The organism is Streptomyces sp. MMG1533 (genome assembly GCF_001279775.1).
Lineage (GTDB): Bacteria > Actinomycetota > Actinomycetes > Streptomycetales > Streptomycetaceae > Streptomyces.
Genome location: NZ_LGDG01000122.1, coordinates 297680 through 316829, shown reverse-complemented (window position 1 = coordinate 316829; position 19150 = coordinate 297680). Strand labels below are relative to the sequence as shown.

Sequence of the window (19150 nt, the reverse complement as noted above, 5' to 3'; positions counted from 1 at the left end):
CGGCGAGATCCTCGAACTCAAGAACACCATCAACACGATGGTCGACCAGCTCTCCGCCTTCGCCGACGAGGTCACCCGCGTCGCCCGCGAGGTCGGCACGGCCGGAAACCTCGGCGGTCAGGCGCAGGTCCGGGGCGTCTCGGGCACCTGGAAGGACCTCACGGACAACGTCAACGTGATGGCGTCGAACCTGACCGGCCAGGTCCGTTCGATCGCCCAGGTCGCCACCGCCGTGGCCCGGGGCGACCTGTCGCAGAAGATCACGGTCGAGGCCAAGGGCGAGGTCGCGGCCCTGGCGGACGTCATCAACACCATGGTCGACACCCTGTCCGCGTTCGCCGACGAGGTCACCCGGGTCGCCCGCGAGGTCGGCACCGAAGGGCGGCTCGGCGGACAGGCCCACGTGCCGAACGTGGCCGGCACGTGGAAGGACCTGACCGACAACGTCAACTCGATGGCCAACAACCTCACCGGTCAGGTGCGCAACATCGCGCTGGTGACGACCGCGGTGGCCAAGGGCGACCTGTCGAAGAAGATCGACGTCGACGCCCGCGGCGAGATCCTCGAACTGAAGACGACGATCAACACGATGGTCGACCAGCTCTCCGCCTTCGCCGACGAGGTCACCCGCGTCGCCCGCGAGGTCGGCACCGAGGGACGGCTCGGCGGACAGGCCGAGGTGGAGGGTGTCTCGGGCACCTGGAAGCGCCTCACCGAGAACGTGAACGAACTCGCGGGCAACCTGACCCGGCAGGTGCGCGCGATCGCCGAGGTGGCGAGCGCGGTCGCCGAGGGCGACCTGACACGCTCGATCACGGTGGAGGCATCCGGCGAGGTCGCCGAGCTCAAGGACAACATCAACTCCATGGTCGGCTCCCTGCGCGAGACCACCCGGGCCAACCAGGAGCAGGACTGGCTCAAGACCAACCTCGCCCGGATCTCCGGCCTGATGCAGGGCCACCGCGACCTGCCCGTCGTGGCCGAGCTGATCATGGATGAGCTCGTACCGCTGGTGCTGGCCCAGTACGGTGCGTTCTACCTCGCCGAGGACGGTGACGACGGCCCCGAACTGCGGCTGGTCGGCTCCTACGGCCGTCCCGAGGACGACACCCGGCCCACCCGCGTCGCCTTCGGTCGCACCCTGGTCGGCCAGGCCGCGCGCAGCCGGCGCACCATCACGGTGGACGAACTGCCGTCCGACTACGTGACCATCTCCTCGGGGCTCGGTCAGGTGGTGCCCACCGCGCTCGTGCTGCTGCCCATCGTGGTGGAGGGCCAGGTCCTCGGCGTGATCGAACTGGCCTCGGTCACGGCCTTCACACAGACTCACCAGGACTTCCTGGAACAGCTGATGGAGACCATCGGCGTCAACCTCAACACGATCGTGGCCAACGCCCGGACCGACGAACTCCTGGGCGAGTCCCAACGCCTCACGGCGGAACTCCAGGCCCGATCCGCCGAGTTGCAGTCGCAGCAGGAGGAACTGCAGCATTCCAACGAGGAGTTGGAGGAGAAGGCCTCACTGCTGGTGGCCCAGAACCGGGACATCGAGGCGAAGAACCTGCAGATCGAGCAGGCCCGGCAGGAACTGGAGGCCCGCGCCCAACAGTTGTCGCTGGCCTCGAAGTACAAGTCGGAGTTCCTGGCGAACATGAGCCACGAGCTGCGCACCCCCCTCAACAGTCTGCTCATCCTGGCCCAGTTGCTGGCCCAGAACCCCTCGCGCAACCTCACGCCGAAGCAGGTCGAGTACGCGGGCATCATCCACTCGGCCGGTTCGGACCTGCTCCAGCTGATCAACGACATCCTCGACCTGTCGAAGGTCGAGGCCGGAAAGATGGACGTCGCGCCGGAAGTTGTCTCCCTGCGCCAGCTCATCGAGTACGTGGAGGCCACCTTCCGGCCGATGACGACGCAGAAGAGCCTGGACTTCACGGTGTCCACGGCCCCCGGCGCGCCGGCGGACCTGCTGACCGACGACTCCCGCCTGCGCCAGGTGCTGCGCAACCTGCTGTCCAACGCGGTCAAGTTCACCGAACAGGGCAGTGTGGAGCTGCGCGTCGAACCCGCGGCCGATGACGAGGTGCCCCAGGGCGTGCTGCGCAGCAGCACCATCGTGGCGTTCCGTGTGAAGGACACGGGAATCGGCATCCCGGTGCAGCAACTGGAGACCATCTTCGGAGCGTTCCAGCAGGCGGACGGCACCACGAGCCGCAAGTACGGAGGCACCGGGCTCGGCCTGTCCATCACCCGGGAGATCGCCCATCTGCTCGGCGGCGCGGTCACCGTGGACAGCACCCCTGGCCTGGGCAGTACGTTCACCCTCTTCCTGCCGGTGGCCCGTCCCGACTTCGAGGAACTGGCGCACAGCGGCCGATCCCCCGAGCAGGTGCCGGAGAGCGCGCTGGCGTCCGACGCCGACGGAAGCCGTCAGACGGCGGGCGGCGTGCCGACCGGATCGGGACGGCGCCGGCGCCGTCTGCTCGTGGTGGAGGAGCGCTCCCGTGGACTGCTGACGCTCGTCGCCGAGAGCGTCGTCGCGGACGTGGCCCACAGCGGGGGCGGAAGCGGGCCGGGGGCGGGGGTGGACATCATCACCGCCGTCGGGGCCCAGGAGGCCGCGGGTGCCCTGGCCGACGAGCCGTGCCACTGCGTCGTACTGGAACTGGGCATGCCGGACGGTGACGCCGCCCGTTTCCTGGAGGCCCTGCGGGGTGACTCCGCGCTGGCCGGTGTTCCGATACTCGTACACAGCGGTCACCGTGCCGACCTCGCCATGGAAGAGGCTCTGCGGACCCGTGCGCAGGGCGGGTCGCTGGAGTTCCTGTCCAGCCTGGACGAGCTGCGCGAACGCATCGCACTGCACCTCTCGGCCGAGGAACCCGGCGACGTGCTGTCCCTGGTCCGCCCCGAGGAACCGCAGCCGGTCACCCCACAGCCGGTCGACGACTCGTCCCCCGGCCGTACCGTGCTCGTCGTCGACGACGACGCGCGCAACCTCTTCGCGCTCAGCGGGATCCTCGAACTCCACGGCTTCCGGGTGCTGCACGCGGACAACGGCCGCAAGGGCATCGAGGCGCTGGTCGACAACCCGGACGTGGCCCTCGTACTGATGGACGTGATGATGCCCGAGATGGACGGATACACCGCCACGGCCGAGATCCGCAGGATGCCGCAGTACGTCGAGCTGCCCATCATCGCCGTCACCGCGAAGGCGATGCCCGGCGACCGCGAGAAGTCCCTCGCCTCGGGCGCCAGCGACTATGTCACCAAGCCCGTCGACACCCGGGACCTGATCGCCTGCGTCCGACGCTGGTTGCCCGCATGAGGCCGCCGAGTTCCGACCGCCCGCATGCGCACGGTGACGCGGGGGCGCATGTCGCCTCCGCCTCTCCCCCGGCTCGCCCGGACCCGGAGCCCGACGGCGCGCCCGTCCCCTCCGCCTCCCCCGTGGGCAGACTGGCCGCGACCGTCGAGCGGTTGCGCCGCGAGGTGCGGGCCGCCCAGGCCGAGGCCGAGGGGCGTGCCCTGATCGAACTGGCCAAGGGCATCCTGGTCGAACGTCTGCAGTGCGGTCCCGCCCAGGCCGCCCGACAGCTCGCGGAGCTGGCCGAGCAGTCCAAGGTGACGCCTCTGGAGTTCGCGGTCGAGGTCATCAACCAGGCCGCCCGGGACAAGATGTCCGAGGTCACCGACGCCTTCCTCGCCGCCACCTCGCAGACCGCGGAACCGGTGGGCGACTCCGCGGCCGTACGGCTGCGGGCCGCGGAGAGCGGTGCGCTGGCCGCGGACGACACCGAGGCCGTCGCGGAGTCCCTGTTGCAGCAGGCCCTGCAGCCGCTCGGGGCAGTGGCCGTGGCCATCTGGGCGGCGGGACCGGACGGCTCCCTGACCCTGGCGGGCAGCGCCGGCTTCTCCCCGGTCGAGGCGGCGCGCTGGCGCTATGTGCCGCCGGACGTGACGACGGTGGCGCGGCGCGGCCTGACCGAGCGCGACGGTCGGTGGATCACGTCGCTCGCCCGGACCGGTCTGCCGAGCATCGGCCGGCACCAGCATCCGGACGGCGGCCGGGCCGCGCTGCCCGCCGGTACCGGTGGACGTGTGCACGGCGTCCTGGAGATCGTCTGGCCCGAACCGCTGGCCCCGCAGCCGCCGCGGATCGTCCGTCAGGTGGAGGCCCTGGCCGAGCTGTGCGCCCACACCCTGGAGACGTACACGCTGCCTCACGGCTCCGTACGGCAGCCCCGCGTGCTGCCGGACGCGGCGGAACTCATGGACCTGGCCGACGGGCTGCACGACCCCGCTCTGGTCCTCGTGCCGCACCTCGACGGCTCCGGCCACCTGGTGGACTTCCGCATCCAGCATGTGAACAGCCGGTTCCTCGACCCCGCGGGCCGGTCGCGCGCCGTCGTCAACGGGGCCCTGCTGCTGGAGGCCTACCCGATGGCCGCCGGGGAGAGCGAGCTCTTCCAGCGCGTCGAGCGGGTCTACGCGACCGGCGAGCCGTTCCGTGCGCACCGGATGAACCTCACCGCCCTGGTCGACCAGGTCCCGCTCTCGGCGGTCGCCGACATCAGCATCAGCCGGCACGGAACCTGCGTCCTGCTGCTGTTGCGGATCGAGGACGAGACCGCGCGGCTGGCGAGCCTGTTGCAGCACGCCCAGCGGCTCGGGCGGATCGGCGGGTTCGAGGAGAACCTGCTGACCGGCGACATCACCTGGAACGGCCAGCTCTTCGACCTGTACGGCCGTTCCCCGTCGAGCACCCCGGTCCCACTGGAGGAACTGACCGCCCACGCCCACCCCGACGACACCGAGGCCATCCGCCGGTTCCTGCGCACGCTGCTGCACCAGCGGCGTCCCGCGTCGACGGCGTTCCGGCTGCAGCGGCCCGACGGGGTGACCCGGCACATCCGGGTCGTGGCCGAACCGGTGCTCGACACGGACGGCCGGCTGTTCGCCGTGCGCGGGGCCTACCAGGACATCTCGGCCCAGCACTGGACCGAGGTCGCCCTCGCGGCCACCCGCGACCAGCTCGCGCACACCGAGCAGCAGGCGACCGAACGCAACCGGCTCACCCTGCAGTTGCAGCACGCCATCATGCCGCCGACGCAGGCGCCGCTCCAGGTCCCCGATCTCCAGGTGGCCGTCCGCTACCGGCCCGCCGAGACCGAGCAACTCGTGGGCGGCGACTGGTACGACGCCGTCGTGCTACCGACCGGGAAGGTGCTGCTGTGCGTCGGCGACGTGGCGGGGCACGGGATGGAGGCGGCCACCAGCATGGTCGTGCTGCGCAACGCGCTGCGCGGACTGGCCGTCACCGGCGCCGGGCCGGGCCAACTGCTGTCATGGCTGAACATCGTGGCGCACCACCTCACCGGCGCCGTCACCGCCACGGCGGTCTGCGGACTGTACGACCCCGCCCGGCACACACTCCGCTGGGCGCGAGGCGGCCATCTCCCGCCCGTGCTCGTGCGCGACGCGGAGGCCACGCCGCTGCCCCTGGTCAAGGGCATGCTGCTCGGGGCCGTGCCCGAGGCGCTCTACGAGGAGGCCGAGGTCCAACTGGCGGCCGGGGACACCCTGTTGATGTACACCGACGGTCTGATCGAGCGCCGGGACCGTTCCGTGGAGGAGTCGCTGAAGCACCTGCTGACCACCGCCCGTACGCCTCCCCGGACACTCGACCGGCAGTTGGACCGCCTGCTGACGTACAGCAGATCGGACACGGACGACGACACGTGCCTCGTGGGCATCCGGGTCGGCTGACATACCTGGTTCATTCAGGGGTAAACGCGGGGCGCGGTGACAGATGACGACCGGCGGCGGAAAGGCGCACAGGATGGGATTCGGCAGCTGCGGGACGTGGTGCCGGGCGGGGAACGGAACCGCTCAGCACCCCCCGGACCGATGAGATCTTGATCACGGAGCACCGTCGGATTCGGTGTGCATCGATGTCGCCCACAGGGGTAACCAGCCCTGGCCGTAAGACTTGTGGAGGTACTCGTGTCCATTGCCCAGAACCCCTTGTCCGTCGAGGTCACCCTGCCCCGGGAGGACGTCGCTCTGATCTCGGTCGAGGGCTACTTGGACGTAGACACCGCAACGGAGTTCCAGCATCACCTGGCCAACCAGCTCCACCACGGCCGCCGGCACTTCCTGCTCGACCTGTCGTCCGTGCCGTTCATGGACTCGTCCGGCATGAACATCATCCTGAGGGTCTACCAGGAGGCCCGCGGCATACCGGGCAGCGTGCACATCATCTCCCCCACGCCGGCGGTCCGGCGGATCCTGGACCTGACGGGCGTGAGCATCACGGTCCCGGTGTCCGAGAGCCTCGACGAGGCGCTCGCCCGCGTCGACGCGCCCGAGGAGGAGCAGGTCGAGCAGGACGGGCAGCAGACCTGATCCGGCGGGCGGTCCACGGGCCGTCAACGGGCTTCTCGCACCACGTGATCGTCTGTCCGGAAGGCCGTGTCTCACGAGGTGGGGCCATGGTTACAGTGGTCGCCCGGCAGGGTCACATCGCCGTCTCGTTGCCTCCATCGGGTTCGGTGCGACGAAACCCCGAAGAAGACGCTGAGGAGTAGTACAGGTGCCGGAGCACGCAACGGTAGGCCAGCACGGATCACCGGCACAGGAGGTCGGGGACTTCCTGCGCCGCCGCGCCGAGCAGATCGCCCAGCGATGGGCCGACGAGCCGCTGTTCCGTACGGTGTTCACCGTCTCGCGGGACGAGGCGGTGGAAGCGGGCAAGACCGTCGTCGACGCGCTGGCCCAGGTCGCCGACACGGATCAGGTACACGATCCCGACGCCGCCGGATTCACCCTGGTGCGCGAGCAGTTGTCGCGGATGGGCGCTGCCCGCTCCCGGGCGGGCTTCACCACCGCGCAGGTGTCGAACGACGTGGACGCGCTGCGCCCGCCCGTCGAGAACCTCCTGGTCGCCGACCTCCCCGAAGAGCCGACCGAGCTGGTCCGGGACTGTACGACGGCGCTGACCGTGCTGATGGGCACGCTGCGGCTGGTCGTGGTGGAGACCGCGCTGAGCGAGGGTCAGGCCCTGATCGAGCGGCAGCGGCTGCAGTTGATGGAAGTGGCCACGCCGGTCATCAAGCTCTGGGACGGCATCGTGGCCGTCCCGCTGATCGGGACGCTCGACAGTGCCCGCAGCCAGGTCGTGATGGAGACGCTGCTGGAGGCCGTCGTCGACCAGCACGCCCGGTTCGCGATCCTCGACATCACCGGTGTGCCGACGGTCGACTCCCTGGTCGCCCAGCACCTGATGAAGACGGTCGCGGCCGCCCGGCTGATGGGCGCGGAGTGCGTCGTCTCCGGCATCCGCCCGGCGATCGCACAGACCATCGTCCACCTGGGCCTGGACCTGGGCACGGTGATCACCCGGGCGAGCCTGGCCGACGCCCTGGCGTACGCCCTGCACGAACTGGGGGCCGACATCATCAACGCGACGCCCGGCGGTGCGGGTCCACGGTGAACCACGACTTCTCCCGCCCCGTCACGGGACACGTGCCGGTCCTCAGGCTCGGCGACGTCCTCCTGGTGACCCTCCAGGGGGATCTGCACGACAGCACGGCGCAGCAGCTCCAGCAGGACATCGGCGAGACCATCGTCGGCACCGGGGTGACCGGCGTGGTCATCGACATCTCCGGTATCGAGATCGTCGACTCCTTCCTCGGACGGGTGCTGGCCGAGATCGCGGCACAGGCCTCGTTGCTGGCCGCGCGGACCGTGGTGGCCGGCATGCGGCCGGCGGTCGCGATCACGCTGGTGGAGCTGGGGCTGACGCTTCCGGGACTGCGCACCGCGCTCACCACGGAGGCGGCCCTGGACCTCCTCGCGGGACTCGATCCGGCCACCCGCTCCGGCGGCCCGCGCCAGGAGAGCCGGTGATGCAGACAGCCGCGGGCGTCGACGCCTGCCTGCCGATCCGTTCGGACATGGATCTGGTGTGGGTGCGCCAGCACGTGCGGCAGGCCGCCGGTCTGCTCGGGTTCGGCCTGGTGGAACAGACCAAGCTGGTCACCGCGGCCAGCGAACTGGCCCGCAACACCCTCGTGCACGGCGGAGGCGGACAGATGGAGACGGCCCGCGTCACCAACGGGCACACGCAGGGGCTGCGGCTGACGTTCTCCGACGAGGGGCCGGGCATCCCGGACCTGGAGCGGGCGCTGAGCGACGGCTACACCTCCGGCGACGGGCTGGGGATGGGCCTGGGCGGTGCGCGCCGTCTGGTGCACGAGTTCGCCGTCGACAGCACTCCGGGGGTCGGCACCAAGGTCACGGTGGTCTCCTGGGCGGCCCGGCCGCCACGGCCGCGGGGAGAGTTCTGAATGCCGCGCGTGTGGGAGGTCCCGGTCCACGACTCGACCCGGGTGCGGGACGCGAGGGTGGCCGCGGAGAACGCGGCCGCCCTGGCGGGGCTCGACGAGCCGCGTAAGGCGGCCGCCGCGCTGGTGGCCACCGAGCTGGCCACCAATCTGCTCAAGTACGCCGGGGGCGGACGCATTCTCATCGAGGTGGTGGATCCGCCCACGCCCTCGGACGGCGCCTGTCTGGTGCAGATCGCGGCGATCGACCACGGTCCGGGCATGTCCGATGTCGCCGCCGCCCTGCGCGACGGGTTCTCGACCACCCGTTCCCTCGGGGCCGGGCTCGGCACGTGCCGCCGTATAGCCGACGGCTTCGGGCTGCACAGCGCGCCGGGCCGGGGCACGGTGGCAGTGGCCCGGGTCGGCGCCCGCCCCAAGGACCCGGCGCCGGTCGCCGCGGTGCGGGCCGGCGGGGTGAACGTGCCGTTCGCCGGGGCGGAGTACTCCGGCGACGCCTGGGCGTGGGCTTGCTCCGGTGACCGGCTGACCCTGATGCTGGCCGACGGGCTGGGTCACGGTCCGGCGGCCGCCCGCGCCTCGACGACGGCCGTGGAGGCCCTGCACCGCGCCGCCCACCTGCCGCCGGCCGAGGCGCTGGTGCACCTCGACACGGCGTTGCGCGGCACTCGGGGCGCGGCCGTAGCCGTCGCCCAGGTGGACACCCGCGGCGGCCTGTTGCGGTTCGCGGGCGTCGGCAACGTAGGGGCTCGGCTGCGCGAGGGCGACCGGTGGCGTTCCCTGGTGTCCCGGCCCGGGATCGTGGGCGTGCACCGGCACGCGACGCTGCGGGAGGACCGTGTGCCCTGGGCGGCCGACCGGCTGTTGATCCTGCACAGCGACGGCCTGCCCAGTCGCTGGACGCCTCCGTCCGACGAGGACCTGCTGGCGGCCGACCCGGCCGTCGTGGCGGCCGTGACGGTGCGCGACACGAGCAGTTCCGCCTGGCCGGTGCGGGACGACACGGCCGTGGTGGTGCTGGCCCCGACCCCGTTGGAGGGGCCATGACGCGCAGTTGGCAGATCACGACCGTCGTCGACGCCGCCCGGGCCCGGATCGCCACCGCCCGGTTGGCCGCCGCGTACGGCGTGCCAACCCTCGACCGCACCCGTCTGACCACGGCGCTCAGCTCGCATCTGCGGCAGTGCCTCACCAAGGGCGGCACCTGGCGACTCACCCTGGAAGCCCCGGCCGCATCCGCCGAGGAGGGGCTCCTGCACGTGGTGGTGACCCCCTCGTACGGCACGGGCGCGGCCGCCGCGCAACCGCCGTGGCGTACGACGGTCCGCTGCGCCGAAGCGGCGGACACACCCGACGGCGCCTTAGTGGCGGACGACCCGGCGGTCCTGGCGGAGGCCCTGCTCGGCGCCGACGAGGACACCGCGCTGGTGCTGGACAGGCTCGGCGAACAGGAGGAGCTGGTCAACTTCCACCGGGAGGAGCTGCACCAGACCAACCAGGGCGTGCTGGCCCTGCACGCCGAACTGGACGCCGCCGGTCGGGCCCAGCGCGACGCGTTCGCCGCCGAACGCAAGGCACGGACCGAGGCGGAGAGCGCCCGCCGCAGGCTGACGTTCCTGGCGGACGCCAGTGCCGTACTGACGGCGTCGCTGAACCACGACGAGATCGTGCGCCGCCTGCCGGACCTGCTGGTGCCCGAGTACGCCCGCAGCGTCGACATCTGGCTGTTCGAGGGCGACGAGGACCGGCACCGGCCCGCACCGCACCCGGCCGCCGCCGTGCTCGCCGCCCGCACCGGGCGTCCGCAGTACGCCGCCGACCACCCGGGCGGCCTGCCCGGTGTCGCCGACCAGCCGCCCTCCGCGCTGGATCCCGCGCGGCCGCTGCTGTGCGTCCCGCTGCCGACGCGGCGCGCCCCGCTGGGCGTGCTGACGCTGTCGCCGCCCGGCGACCGCTGGGACCCGGACGACGCCGTGATGCTGATCGAGCTCACCAGACGGGCCAGCATCGCCATCGACAACGCCCGGCGCTTCGAGCACAACCGGGACATCGCCGAGACGCTCCAACGCGCCCTGCTCACCGATCTGCCCACCACGCCGGGCCTCAGCCTGGCCGCCCGCTATCTGCCGGCCACACACGGGCTGAACATCGGCGGCGACTGGTACGACGCCTTCCGGCAGCCCGACGGCAGCCTGATCACCGTCATCGGCGACGTCACCGGGCACGGTCTGCACGCGGCCGTGATGATGAGCCAGCTGCGCACCGCGCTGCGGGCGTACGCCGTCGACGGCGGCAGCCCCGGCGAGTTGCTGACCCGGTTGCACACGTTCCTGCACCATCTCCAGCCGGATCTGTACGCCACCGCCGTCATCGCCCGCTTCCGCCCCGGCGACCCGACGCTCACGTGGGCGGCCGCGGGCCATCCGCCGCCGGTGCTGCGCACCCCCGACGGACAGGTGCACACGCTGGACGCCAAACCGGGCGCCATGCTCGGCATCCCGCTGCGGCAGGTGATCCACGACCACACCGCGCCGCTCGCGCCCGGCTCCACGCTGGCGCTGTACACGGACGGCCTGGTGGAGCGGCGCGCGCAGGGGATAGACCCGGGCATCGAGCGCCTGGCTCAGGCGCTCGGGTCGTTCCGTTCCGCGGAGCTGGACGCGGACCTGGACGGTTCGGCCGACCGGATCCTCACGCCCCTGCTCAGCGACTCCGAACGGGACGACGACGTGTGCCTGCTGCTGTGTCATCTGGCTGCCTGAGGCCCCGTCCCACGGGTGCCCGAGGGCCCCGTCCACCGCTTCTGTCCCACGATCTTCACGATCGCCCCGGTGCGTTTCGGCAGCCGGGCGGGCATGGTGGTGCTCGACGCGTTCGTCTGCCTGCCGCGCTCGGCTGGCGGAACGGCCGACACCGCGGTGGGATCGATGTGCGAAGCAGCGATCCACGGGCAGGCGAAAGGCGTTCGAGGCAGACCGCCTGGAGCCGCAGAAAGGGATGAACACCGTGACACGACCCAGGATCCTGGTGGTCGGCGCAGGCTTCGCCGGCGTGGAGTGCGTCCGCCGTCTGGAACGCAAACTCTCCCCCGACGAGGCCGACGTCACCCTGGTGACGCCGCGCGCCTACCAGCTCTACCTCCCCCTGCTGCCCCAAGTCGCCTCCGGCGTGCTGACGCCACAGTCGATCGCCGTCTCGCTGCGCCGCAGCAAGAAGTACCGCACCCGGATCATTCCGGGCGGCGCCATCGGCGTGGACCTCAAGGCCAAGGTCTGCGTCATCCGCACCATCACCGACGAGATCGTCAACGAGCCGTACGACTACATCGTGCTGGCCCCCGGCAGCGTCACCCGCACCTTCGACATCCCCGGCCTCACCGACAACGCCTTCGGCATGAAGACGCTCGCCGAGGCCGCGTACGTCCGCGACCACGTCATCTCCCAGCTCGACCTCGCCGACGCCAGCGAGGACCCGGCCGAGCGCGCCGCACGGCTCCAGTTCGTGGTGGTCGGCGGCGGCTACGCCGGCACCGAGACCGCGGCTTGCCTGCAGCGCCTCACGCACGCCGCCGTCAAGCGCTACCCCCGCCTGGACCCGGGCCTGATCAAGTGGCATCTGATCGACATCGCCCCGAAGCTGATGCCGGAGCTGGGCGACAAGCTCGGCGGCAGCGCCACGGAGATCCTGCGCCGGCGAGGCATCGAGATCTCGCTCGGGGTCTCGATCGACAAGGCGGGCCCTGAAGAGGTCACCTTCACCGACGGCCGGGTGATCCCCACCCGCACCCTGATCTGGACGGCAGGTGTGGTCGCGAGCCCGCTCATCGCCACGCTCGGAGCGGAGACCGTGCGGGGGCGGCTCTCGGTCACCGCCGACATGAACCTGCCGGGCCACGACGGGGTGTTCGCGCTCGGCGACGCCGCCGCGGTGCCCGACGAGGCCAAGGGTGTGGAGGGCGCGGTGTGCCCGCCCACCGCGCAGCACGCCCTGCGGCAGGGCAAACACGTCGCCGACAACGTCATCGCCACGCTGCGGGGCCGGACGACGAAGCCGTACGTCCACAAGGACCTCGGCCTGGTCGTCGACCTCGGCGGCAAGGACGCCGTCTCCAAGCCGCTCGGCATCGAACTTCGCGGACTGCCCGCCCAGGCCGTGGCCCGCGGCTACCACTGGTCGGCGCTGCGCACCAACGTGGCCAAGACCCGGGTCATGACGAACTGGGTGCTCAACGCGGTCGCCGGCGACGATTTCGTCCGCACCGGTTTCCAGACCGGCAGGTCCCTCAAGCTGAAGGACCTGGAGGCCGTCGACGCCTACCTGACGCCGGAACAGGTGCGGGCCCACGTCGAGGGTTCCGAGCGACTGGAGCAGTGACGCTTTCGCGCGAGTGTTGTAGATCACTCCGGACCGCCGATCAGTTCCCGGTCGGTCGGCGGTCCGAGGAGTGACAAGACAGCGTCACAGCGAAAGGACACCGCCATGGCCGAGACCGTGAAGGGCCCCGCGAGCTACTTCCCCTCGATCGAGAAGAAGTACGGCCGGCCGATCGCCGAGTGGCAGGAGCTCATCCGCTCCTCGCCGCTGACCCGGCACATGGAGCTGGTCGGCTGGCTCAAGACGGAGCACGGCCTGGGGCACGGCCATGCCAATGCTCTGGTGGCGTACACCCTGGCCGAGAGCCGGGACCGGTAGGCCCTGCCCGCCGTGTCATGCTGATGGCGGAGATCATGACGTGACACAGGAGTGAGTACGGCAGCGTGAAGGCAGCGGGACGGTCGGTGCGGGCACGACTGCGGGACGGTATCGCCGCATCCGATCCCGGCCTGCTCAGACTGACCGCCGGTCTGAGGACCGTGGGCGCGATCGCCCTCACGCTGGCCGTACTCAGCTTCCTGGACGCCGACGTCACGCATCTGGTCGCGGGTGCCATGGCGGCGATGGTCGCCACCTTCTCCATCCGGGAGAAGCAGCGCGGGCAGCAGGCCGTGACACTCGCGCTGGGGCTGCCGGTGGCGCTGACGTCGGTGACGCTCGGCGCGCTCCTCAGTTCCCGGGTGGTGGCCGGCGACCTCTTCTTCGTCGCCCTCATCTTCTGCGCCGTCTACGGCCGCCGGTTCGGCGATCGCGGCACCACGCTCGGCCTGATCGGATTCCAGGTCTACTTCCTGTCCCTGTTCGTCGGCGCCACCGTCTCCGGACTGCCCGAGCTGTACGGCGCCCTCCTCGTCGCCATCCTCAGCAGTGGGCTGGTGCGCTTCGTGCTCGTGCCCGAGACGCCCGCGAACATCCTGCAGCGGCTGCGCGAGGCCTTCCGCGCCAGGCTGGCCCAACTGGTGTCCGCGCAGCTCGAACTGCTCGACGCCGGGCCGGACGAGGTGGAGAAGGCGCTGGAGGACGTGCGCAGCGGCACCGCCCGCCTGAACGAGACGGCGATGATGATCCAGGGCCGGCTGGAGGAGGGCACCTCCGACAAGGCGGCGGCCCGGCTCGTGCAGCGGCGAATCGCGGACGCCGAGATCGCCGCCGAGCGGCTGGGACTGTTGCTGCTGACCGCGCGCAGCGCCGAGCGGGCGACCACACTGACCCTGCATCTGCCCGGCGCCCCCGTCCCGGCGGGAGGGCATCTGCCCGTGCGGGACGAGGGGACCGCCACCCTCCGCCGCGATCTGGAGGCGCTGCGCATGCTGGTGCTGCGGCCCGTCACCGGGGGGTCAGGCACGGCTCTGTCGCACGTGCGCAACCGGCTGCTCGGGTACCGCGACGAGGAGAACCTGCCGCCCGCCTCACCCGCCGTCCAGGACGTCTTCCGGGCCATCGGCGAGGCCGCCCGGGCGGTGCTGGGCCTGCGGATCGCCCTGGACGGCCCCCAGGACGACTCGGACGACAGCCCGGCGACGGCCCGCTCGCGCGAGGAACTGGACGCCGAGGACGCCGCCATCGACGCCGGCGAGGACGACACCGGCGACGAGGAGCAGCTCACCGGGCTGCAGCGGCCGACCACACGGGCCGCCGTACAGGTCGCCGTGGGCTCGTCGCTCGCGATCGTCGGCGGGGAGTTCCTGTCCAGCCAACGCTGGTACTGGGCGGTGCTGGCCTGCTGGATCGTGTTCATCAACACCGCGTCCACGGGCGAGATCATGGTCAAGGGCTACCGGCGGCTCCTGGGCACGGTGTTCGGGGTCGTGGCCGGCATCGTGCTGGCGGGGCTGGTCGGGCAGCACACATGGACCGCGTTCGCGGTGGTGCTGCTGTGCGTGTTCGCGATGTTCTACACCGCGCCGTTGTCGTACACGCTGATGTCCTTCTTCGTCACCGCGGCGCTGGGCGTCCTCTACACCCTCCTGCACACCTACAGCCCCTCGGTGCTGGTGCTGCGCGTGGCGGAGACGGCGCTCGGTGCGGCCTGCGGGATCGTCGCGGCGGCGTTCGTGCTGCCGGTGCGGACGGACCGCCGTACGAACGAACTGCTGGTCACCGTCCTGGACCGGCTCGGCGACGTCACCGAGGCGGCCGTGGACCAGCTCAGCGGCGGCCCGCCGGTCGACCTGCTGGACAAGGCGCGCGACCTGGACCAGGCGCTGGCCGATCTGCGCGCGGCCACCCAGCCGCTCACCCATCCCATCACGCCGCTGCGGGCCCGCCGGGACACTGCCCGTTATGTCGTCGCGCTCCTTGAGACCTGCGCGTACCACGCGCGTTCGCTGGCCGCGACGGCCGAACTGCTGCCCACCCACCCCTCGATCGCGGCGGACCCGAGGCTGCGCCGGGCCGGGCGGCGTATCGCGCACAACATCGAGGCGATCTCGGCGCGCGTCGCCGACGAGCACGCCTGCGTCGAGATCGAGACCGGCCCGAGCATCGCCTCGCTCCTGGAGCCGGACATCCCGGGCACACCCCGGTACGGCCGGGTCACCGACCGCGTGCTGCGGCACGTGCAGCGCCTGGACGAGTCGGTGGCGGGGCTGGCCCGGCCGCTCAGGGTGCCTGTCCCGGCACCCCGGCGGTGAAGGTCGAGCGCGCCGCTCAGATGTCCGTCGGCAGGTCGCTCACCTCGGCTATGCCGCGCAGTTCGTCGTTCGTCCGCTGTCGTTCGCGGATGTAGTCGGCGATCTCGCCCAGGCGCACCGGGTCGGACGCGGTGGCCGCGTCGGTGACGACGCGGACCGGACCGGTGTCCTCGATGTTCAGCTCGATCACCTCGTTGTCCAGTCGGCCGGTGACAGCGGTGGCGATGACCAGCGCGGCCTCGTCGCGGACCTCCTGGGGCAGCCCCTCGGCGTGTGCCTCGTCGAGGGCGAAGTCGATTGCGGGCAGCCGTTGTTCCTCGATCGCCCGCAGGGCCGGTTCGACCACGCTGAGCAGGAGGCGGTAGTCCTCCGTGTCCATGCGGACGCGCAGCAGGTCGAGGTAGACGTCCACGGCCCGGCCGTCGGGCGGGAGCTCGGGTTCGTTCATCCGGTCCGTGTTCCCCGTCTGCGGGATCTCAGACCCCGTGCCGGATCTCGAAACCCCGGGGCCGCGTCTCAGACCCGACGCCAGCGGGCCATCGCGAACGAGAACAGTCCGAAGAGCACCAGACCGGCCGCGACACAGACCAGCAGCCACGGGCCGAGGGGAGTGTCGGCGAACGAGCGAAGGGTGTCGTCGAGGCCCTTCGCCCTGTCGGGCCGGTAATCGACCGCGGCGCGCACGGCGAAGGCACCCGCCACGGCGAACACCGCTCCGCGCGCCGCGCCGCCGCCCACGCCGGTGACGTCGACCAGCTTGCGGGTCCGCGAGGACATCTCGCCGAGCTTGAGCTTGTCGTGGTACTTGCGGAGCACCGCCCGCGCGCCTATCCACACCCCGGCGACCGCGATCCCGGCGCCGGCCAAGCCCACGAGCCACTGCCCGGCCGGGACCTCGAGCAGCCGGGCGGTGACGTCCTTGGACTGCTCGTCGCTGGATCCGCTGCCGCCCGAGCCCGCGGCGAAGGACAGCACGGAGTAGGCGACGAAGGTGTAGAAAGCGCAGCGCACTGCCGACAGCAGTCGTTTGCTCGCCTTACGCCCGTCCGGCCCGACCGAACCGAAAATGGCCTCGGCCAGCCGCCACAGGGCCATGCCGACGAGGCCGATGCCGAGCGCCCACAGCAGTACCGCGCCGAACGGCTTGTCGGCGAGTTCGGCGAGGGCGCCGCCGCGGTCGGCCTGGCGCTTGCCCTCGCCGAAGGCGATCTGCAGTGCCAGGACGCCGACCAGCAGGTAGATCACACCCCGCGCGGTCAGTCCCGCCCGCGCGGCCCCTTCGCGGGCCGAGCCGTTCGCGACCCGGCGGGCGTCGGACCGGGGGGTTCGCGCCGTGGCACCCGTGCTCATCTTTGACCTCCTGGAATCCGAATGCCCTGGTCGCGGGCGGACACACCCGGCGTGGGTGGTGGTCCACGGGGCGCGGTCGTGGGTTCACGGCCGCCTCAGCCGTCGGCCGCGTCTGCCGCGGCCGAGCGGCTGCGGGTCGCGCATTCCGGCCCGCAGCCGCTCTGATTCGTCGCGCTCTGTACTCCGCACCGCCGCCTCCCGGCGGATCGTCGTGCGGGTCCGTCACTTCACTCGGCCAGTGGCCCGGACCGGGACTCCGGCACCGCCCTCAGCACACGGCGTGCCGCGTCCAGCGCCAGCCTCACGTCCCGCGTACCGGTCGACACGCACAGCGTGTAGGCGAGGTCGAGGGCCCGCGGGCTCGGTGCTTCCAGGCCGCGCGCGGCCTCCTCGGCCCGGAGCGACTCGTACTGCTCGACGAGTCGGCGCAGGAAGGCCGGATGGGGCCTCAGCATCCCTCTCACTCCTCGTTCGCTCAGATCGCCCGGCCGCCGGGGCCGCGCAGGCTCGTCGGCTGCCCCAGCGCCTCGTCGCGCACCCGGGCGCAGCTGCGGCTGATCAGCCGGGAGACGTGCATCTGGGAGATGCCGAGCTGGTCGGCGATACGGCTTTGGGTCATGTCCTCGAAGAAGCGCATGTAGAGGATGGCCCGCTCACGCTCGGGCAGTCGGCGCAGCCCCTCCTTGGCGGACTCGCGGTCGATGACGACGTCGTAGGAGGCGTCGGAGGAGCCGAGCGTGTCGGCGAGGCTGTAGCCGTCGTCGCCGGCGGAGAGTTCGGCGTCCAGCGACAGGGTGCTGAAGCTTTCGAGGGCCTCCATGCCCGCGGCGACCTCGTCCTCGGTCAGTCCCGTGTGGGCGGCGATGTCGGCGGCCGACGGCTCGGCGGAACCGGGGCTCTGGGTCAGCTCACGCCGGGCCACCCGCACCTTGTTGCGCAGTTCCTGCACCCGGCGGGGCACCCTCAGCGCCCACATCCGGTCCCGGAAGTGGCGCTTGACCTCACCGGTGATGGTCGGCACGGCGTAGCTCTCGAAGGCTCCCCGCTCCGGCTCGAACCGGTCGATCGCCTTCACCAGGCCCAGGGCCGCCACCTGGCGGAGGTCCTCGGTGGACTCCCCGCGGTCGCGGAACCGGCCGGCGATCCGGTGGGCCATGGGCAGCCAGGCGGTGACCAGTTCGTCGCGGAGGGCGTCGCGCTCGGGGCCGTCGTCCAGGGCGGCCAGCCGGGTGAAGAGGGCGGTGGTGTCGGGGGCGTCGTCGTGACGGCGCCGGTTGGGAGCGCTCTGTCGAGCGGGCGTGCCGGGACGGGTTGTCGACATGTCGATGAGCATGCGGAATCGCTCCTGAACGGTCGTCTCAGGTGGTTACCGCGGAAGGGAAAGGCGCTGTCCGGATGACCTGGAAGGGCCCCGGAGCAGCCATACCGCTCCCGCTGGGGCGCCTCCGGTCCGAAGCACGAAATTGCGTCTGCCCTGCCCCCCTGGGCGCAAACTCAGGTTCCGGGAAAGTCTTCAGGACAGGGGCACGACAGCGGTGATGCACTTCCCGCCCGCGGGCAGGTCGGCCACCCGGACGTCGCGGGACAGCCGGCAGACGATCGGCCAGCCGTGGCCGCCGACGCGTCGGCGGCCGTTCGGGTCCACCGGCGCGTGGACCACCGGCAGTTCGTCGCTGCGGTCACTCACCGACACGCGTACGCCGGGTCCCACGACGTCGACATGGAAGTCGGTGATGCCGCCGCCGTGCAGGATCGCGTTGGTGGTGAGTTCCGAGGCGACGAGCACGGCGTCGGAGAGGGCGCCCTCGTCGCACCGGGTACGGGTGGCGCGGCAGCGTTCGGTCACGGCCCGCTCGACCGCCCTGCGCGCCTCGGCCGGTTTGCACGGCCGCGGCTGCCCGCCTTGGTCCACGGCGAGCGACGGTTCGAGGGCGTATTCGGTCCTGTGCTCCTCGCACATCCCTGAAGCTCCCTGATTCGCTGAAGAAGAGAAGCGGCACCCGGTACCGACCGCGGCGATCGCGGCCGGAGGTGGACACCTCGCAGACCCCCCGCGGACACGACGGCCGGAGTGCCCCGGCCGCAGCGACTTCTGCGTCACGCTGCACGGACTTCCGCAGGTCTCTCCTCTTCGGCTGACCCCTCCGGGGCGCGCCAAACCTCTCATGCCGGGCGGGCACTCGGGCCATCTCTGCGCCTGGAGCGGGTACGCGGATGTCATGACCGATGTGGTGGACTCAGACGAACTGCTGCGACGCATCCAACGCGCCCGGACCTGTGCGGCCAAGGAGGAACAGAACTGGCGGACCCGCAGTGACGAGCTGCGCCGGGAGGACCCGGAGGAGGCCCGCGACGCGGCCGTACGCACCCTGGCGTTCGAGAGCGTGGTCAGGGTGCTGGACGAAATCCTGACGCCGGGCAAGCACACCGTGCAGGGGTGACGGG

Annotated in this window: 17 protein-coding genes; 12 read left to right on the top strand and 5 right to left on the bottom strand. The window is 71.6% G+C overall.

The window, feature by feature from the left end; genetic code table 11:
- From ADK57_RS14770 to ADK57_RS14720, 11 genes are all read left to right on the top strand, one after another.
- Positions 1–3328 (top strand): HAMP domain-containing protein (locus ADK57_RS14770; protein WP_053749896.1); only part of this gene is annotated, 3328 nt, incomplete at its 5' end.
- A complete protein-coding gene (locus ADK57_RS14765; protein WP_053749895.1) occupies positions 3325–5769 on the top strand; it encodes a SpoIIE family protein phosphatase in 2445 nt (814 codons plus the stop codon). The genes ADK57_RS14770 and ADK57_RS14765, both read left to right, overlap by 4 nt.
- A 237-nt stretch (positions 5770–6006) precedes the next feature.
- Positions 6007–6408: an anti-sigma factor antagonist gene (locus ADK57_RS14760; RefSeq protein ID WP_053749894.1), complete on the top strand. Its 402-nt coding sequence runs from the start codon at positions 6007–6009 to the stop codon at positions 6406–6408.
- Between the two features lie 187 nt (positions 6409–6595).
- Entirely contained in the window at positions 6596–7495 is a 900-nt protein-coding gene (locus ADK57_RS14755; RefSeq protein ID WP_053749893.1) for an STAS domain-containing protein, read from the top strand.
- Positions 7492–7911 (top strand): STAS domain-containing protein, encoded by a 420-nt coding sequence (locus tag ADK57_RS14750; RefSeq protein WP_053749892.1) that lies wholly within the window; start codon positions 7492–7494, stop codon positions 7909–7911. The genes ADK57_RS14755 and ADK57_RS14750 overlap by 4 nt, the downstream gene beginning before the upstream one ends.
- A complete protein-coding gene (locus ADK57_RS14745; protein ID WP_053749891.1) occupies positions 7911–8351 on the top strand; it encodes an anti-sigma regulatory factor in 441 nt (146 codons plus the stop codon). The genes ADK57_RS14750 and ADK57_RS14745 overlap by 1 nt, the downstream gene beginning before the upstream one ends.
- The gene (locus ADK57_RS14740; protein ID WP_053749890.1) at positions 8352–9395 is read left to right on the top strand and encodes an ATP-binding SpoIIE family protein phosphatase; all 1044 of its coding nucleotides are present in this window, start codon (positions 8352–8354) and stop codon (positions 9393–9395) included. It begins immediately after the preceding gene.
- Complete coding sequence (locus ADK57_RS14735; RefSeq protein WP_053749889.1) at positions 9392–11110, top strand: PP2C family protein-serine/threonine phosphatase; 1719 nt, start codon at positions 9392–9394, stop codon at positions 11108–11110. The genes ADK57_RS14740 and ADK57_RS14735 overlap by 4 nt, the downstream gene beginning before the upstream one ends.
- 235 nt (positions 11111–11345) lie before the next feature.
- A complete protein-coding gene (locus ADK57_RS14730; protein ID WP_053749888.1) occupies positions 11346–12722 on the top strand; it encodes an NAD(P)/FAD-dependent oxidoreductase in 1377 nt (458 codons plus the stop codon).
- A gap of 105 nt (positions 12723–12827) precedes the next feature.
- A complete protein-coding gene (locus tag ADK57_RS14725) occupies positions 12828–13040 on the top strand; it encodes a DUF4287 domain-containing protein (RefSeq protein WP_053749887.1) in 213 nt (70 codons plus the stop codon).
- A gap of 65 nt (positions 13041–13105) precedes the next feature.
- On the top strand, positions 13106–15355 hold the full coding sequence (locus ADK57_RS14720; RefSeq protein ID WP_053749886.1) for an FUSC family protein: 2250 nt from the start codon (positions 13106–13108) through the stop codon (positions 15353–15355).
- 16 nt (positions 15356–15371) lie between these two features.
- Here ADK57_RS14720 and ADK57_RS14715 read toward each other — a convergent pair whose 3' ends face one another.
- From ADK57_RS14715 to ADK57_RS14695, 5 genes are all read right to left on the bottom strand, one after another.
- Positions 15372–15803: a hypothetical protein gene (locus ADK57_RS14715; RefSeq protein ID WP_053749885.1), complete on the bottom strand. Its 432-nt coding sequence runs from the start codon at positions 15801–15803 to the stop codon at positions 15372–15374.
- A 68-nt stretch (positions 15804–15871) separates the two neighbouring features.
- Positions 15872–16705: a DUF1206 domain-containing protein gene (locus ADK57_RS14710; RefSeq protein WP_053749884.1), complete on the bottom strand. Its 834-nt coding sequence runs from the start codon at positions 16703–16705 to the stop codon at positions 15872–15874.
- A 227-nt stretch (positions 16706–16932) separates the two neighbouring features.
- A complete protein-coding gene (locus tag ADK57_RS14705) occupies positions 16933–17160 on the bottom strand; it encodes a DUF5133 domain-containing protein (RefSeq protein WP_053749883.1) in 228 nt (75 codons plus the stop codon).
- Positions 17161–17180: 20 nt separating this feature from the next.
- Entirely contained in the window at positions 17181–18038 is an 858-nt protein-coding gene (locus ADK57_RS14700) for a SigB/SigF/SigG family RNA polymerase sigma factor (protein WP_053749882.1), read from the bottom strand.
- Between the two features lie 180 nt (positions 18039–18218).
- Positions 18219–18665, bottom strand: a complete 447-nt coding sequence (locus ADK57_RS14695; protein WP_053749881.1) for an ATP-binding protein — start codon at positions 18663–18665, stop codon at positions 18219–18221.
- 259 nt (positions 18666–18924) lie between these two features.
- Between ADK57_RS14695 and ADK57_RS14690 the strand changes: the two genes are divergently transcribed.
- Entirely contained in the window at positions 18925–19146 is a 222-nt protein-coding gene (locus ADK57_RS14690; protein WP_053749880.1) for a hypothetical protein, read from the top strand.
- Positions 19147–19150 lie beyond the last annotated feature (4 nt).

Bases quoted from the DNA above. Each gene is read 5' to 3' on its own strand.
- ADK57_RS14765 (WP_053749895.1), top strand. From the start codon at position 3,325: ATGAGGCCGCCGAGTTCCGACCGCCCGCATGCGCACGGTGACGCGGGG.
- ADK57_RS14745 (WP_053749891.1), top strand. From the start codon at position 7,911: ATGCAGACAGCCGCGGGCGTCGACGCCTGCCTGCCGATCCGTTCGGAC.
- ADK57_RS14740 (WP_053749890.1), top strand. From the start codon at position 8,352: ATGCCGCGCGTGTGGGAGGTCCCGGTCCACGACTCGACCCGGGTGCGG.
- ADK57_RS14735 (WP_053749889.1), top strand. From the start codon at position 9,392: ATGACGCGCAGTTGGCAGATCACGACCGTCGTCGACGCCGCCCGGGCC.
- ADK57_RS14730 (WP_053749888.1), top strand. From the start codon at position 11,346: ATGAACACCGTGACACGACCCAGGATCCTGGTGGTCGGCGCAGGCTTC.
- ADK57_RS14725 (WP_053749887.1), top strand. From the start codon at position 12,828: ATGGCCGAGACCGTGAAGGGCCCCGCGAGCTACTTCCCCTCGATCGAG.
- ADK57_RS14715 (WP_053749885.1), bottom strand. From the start codon at position 15,803: ATGAACGAACCCGAGCTCCCGCCCGACGGCCGGGCCGTGGACGTCTAC.
- ADK57_RS14710 (WP_053749884.1), bottom strand. From the start codon at position 16,705: ATGAGCACGGGTGCCACGGCGCGAACCCCCCGGTCCGACGCCCGCCGG.
- ADK57_RS14705 (WP_053749883.1), bottom strand. From the start codon at position 17,160: ATGCTGAGGCCCCATCCGGCCTTCCTGCGCCGACTCGTCGAGCAGTAC.
- ADK57_RS14700 (WP_053749882.1), bottom strand. From the start codon at position 18,038: ATGCTCATCGACATGTCGACAACCCGTCCCGGCACGCCCGCTCGACAG.
- ADK57_RS14695 (WP_053749881.1), bottom strand. From the start codon at position 18,665: ATGTGCGAGGAGCACAGGACCGAATACGCCCTCGAACCGTCGCTCGCC.
- ADK57_RS14690 (WP_053749880.1), top strand. From the start codon at position 18,925: ATGACCGATGTGGTGGACTCAGACGAACTGCTGCGACGCATCCAACGC.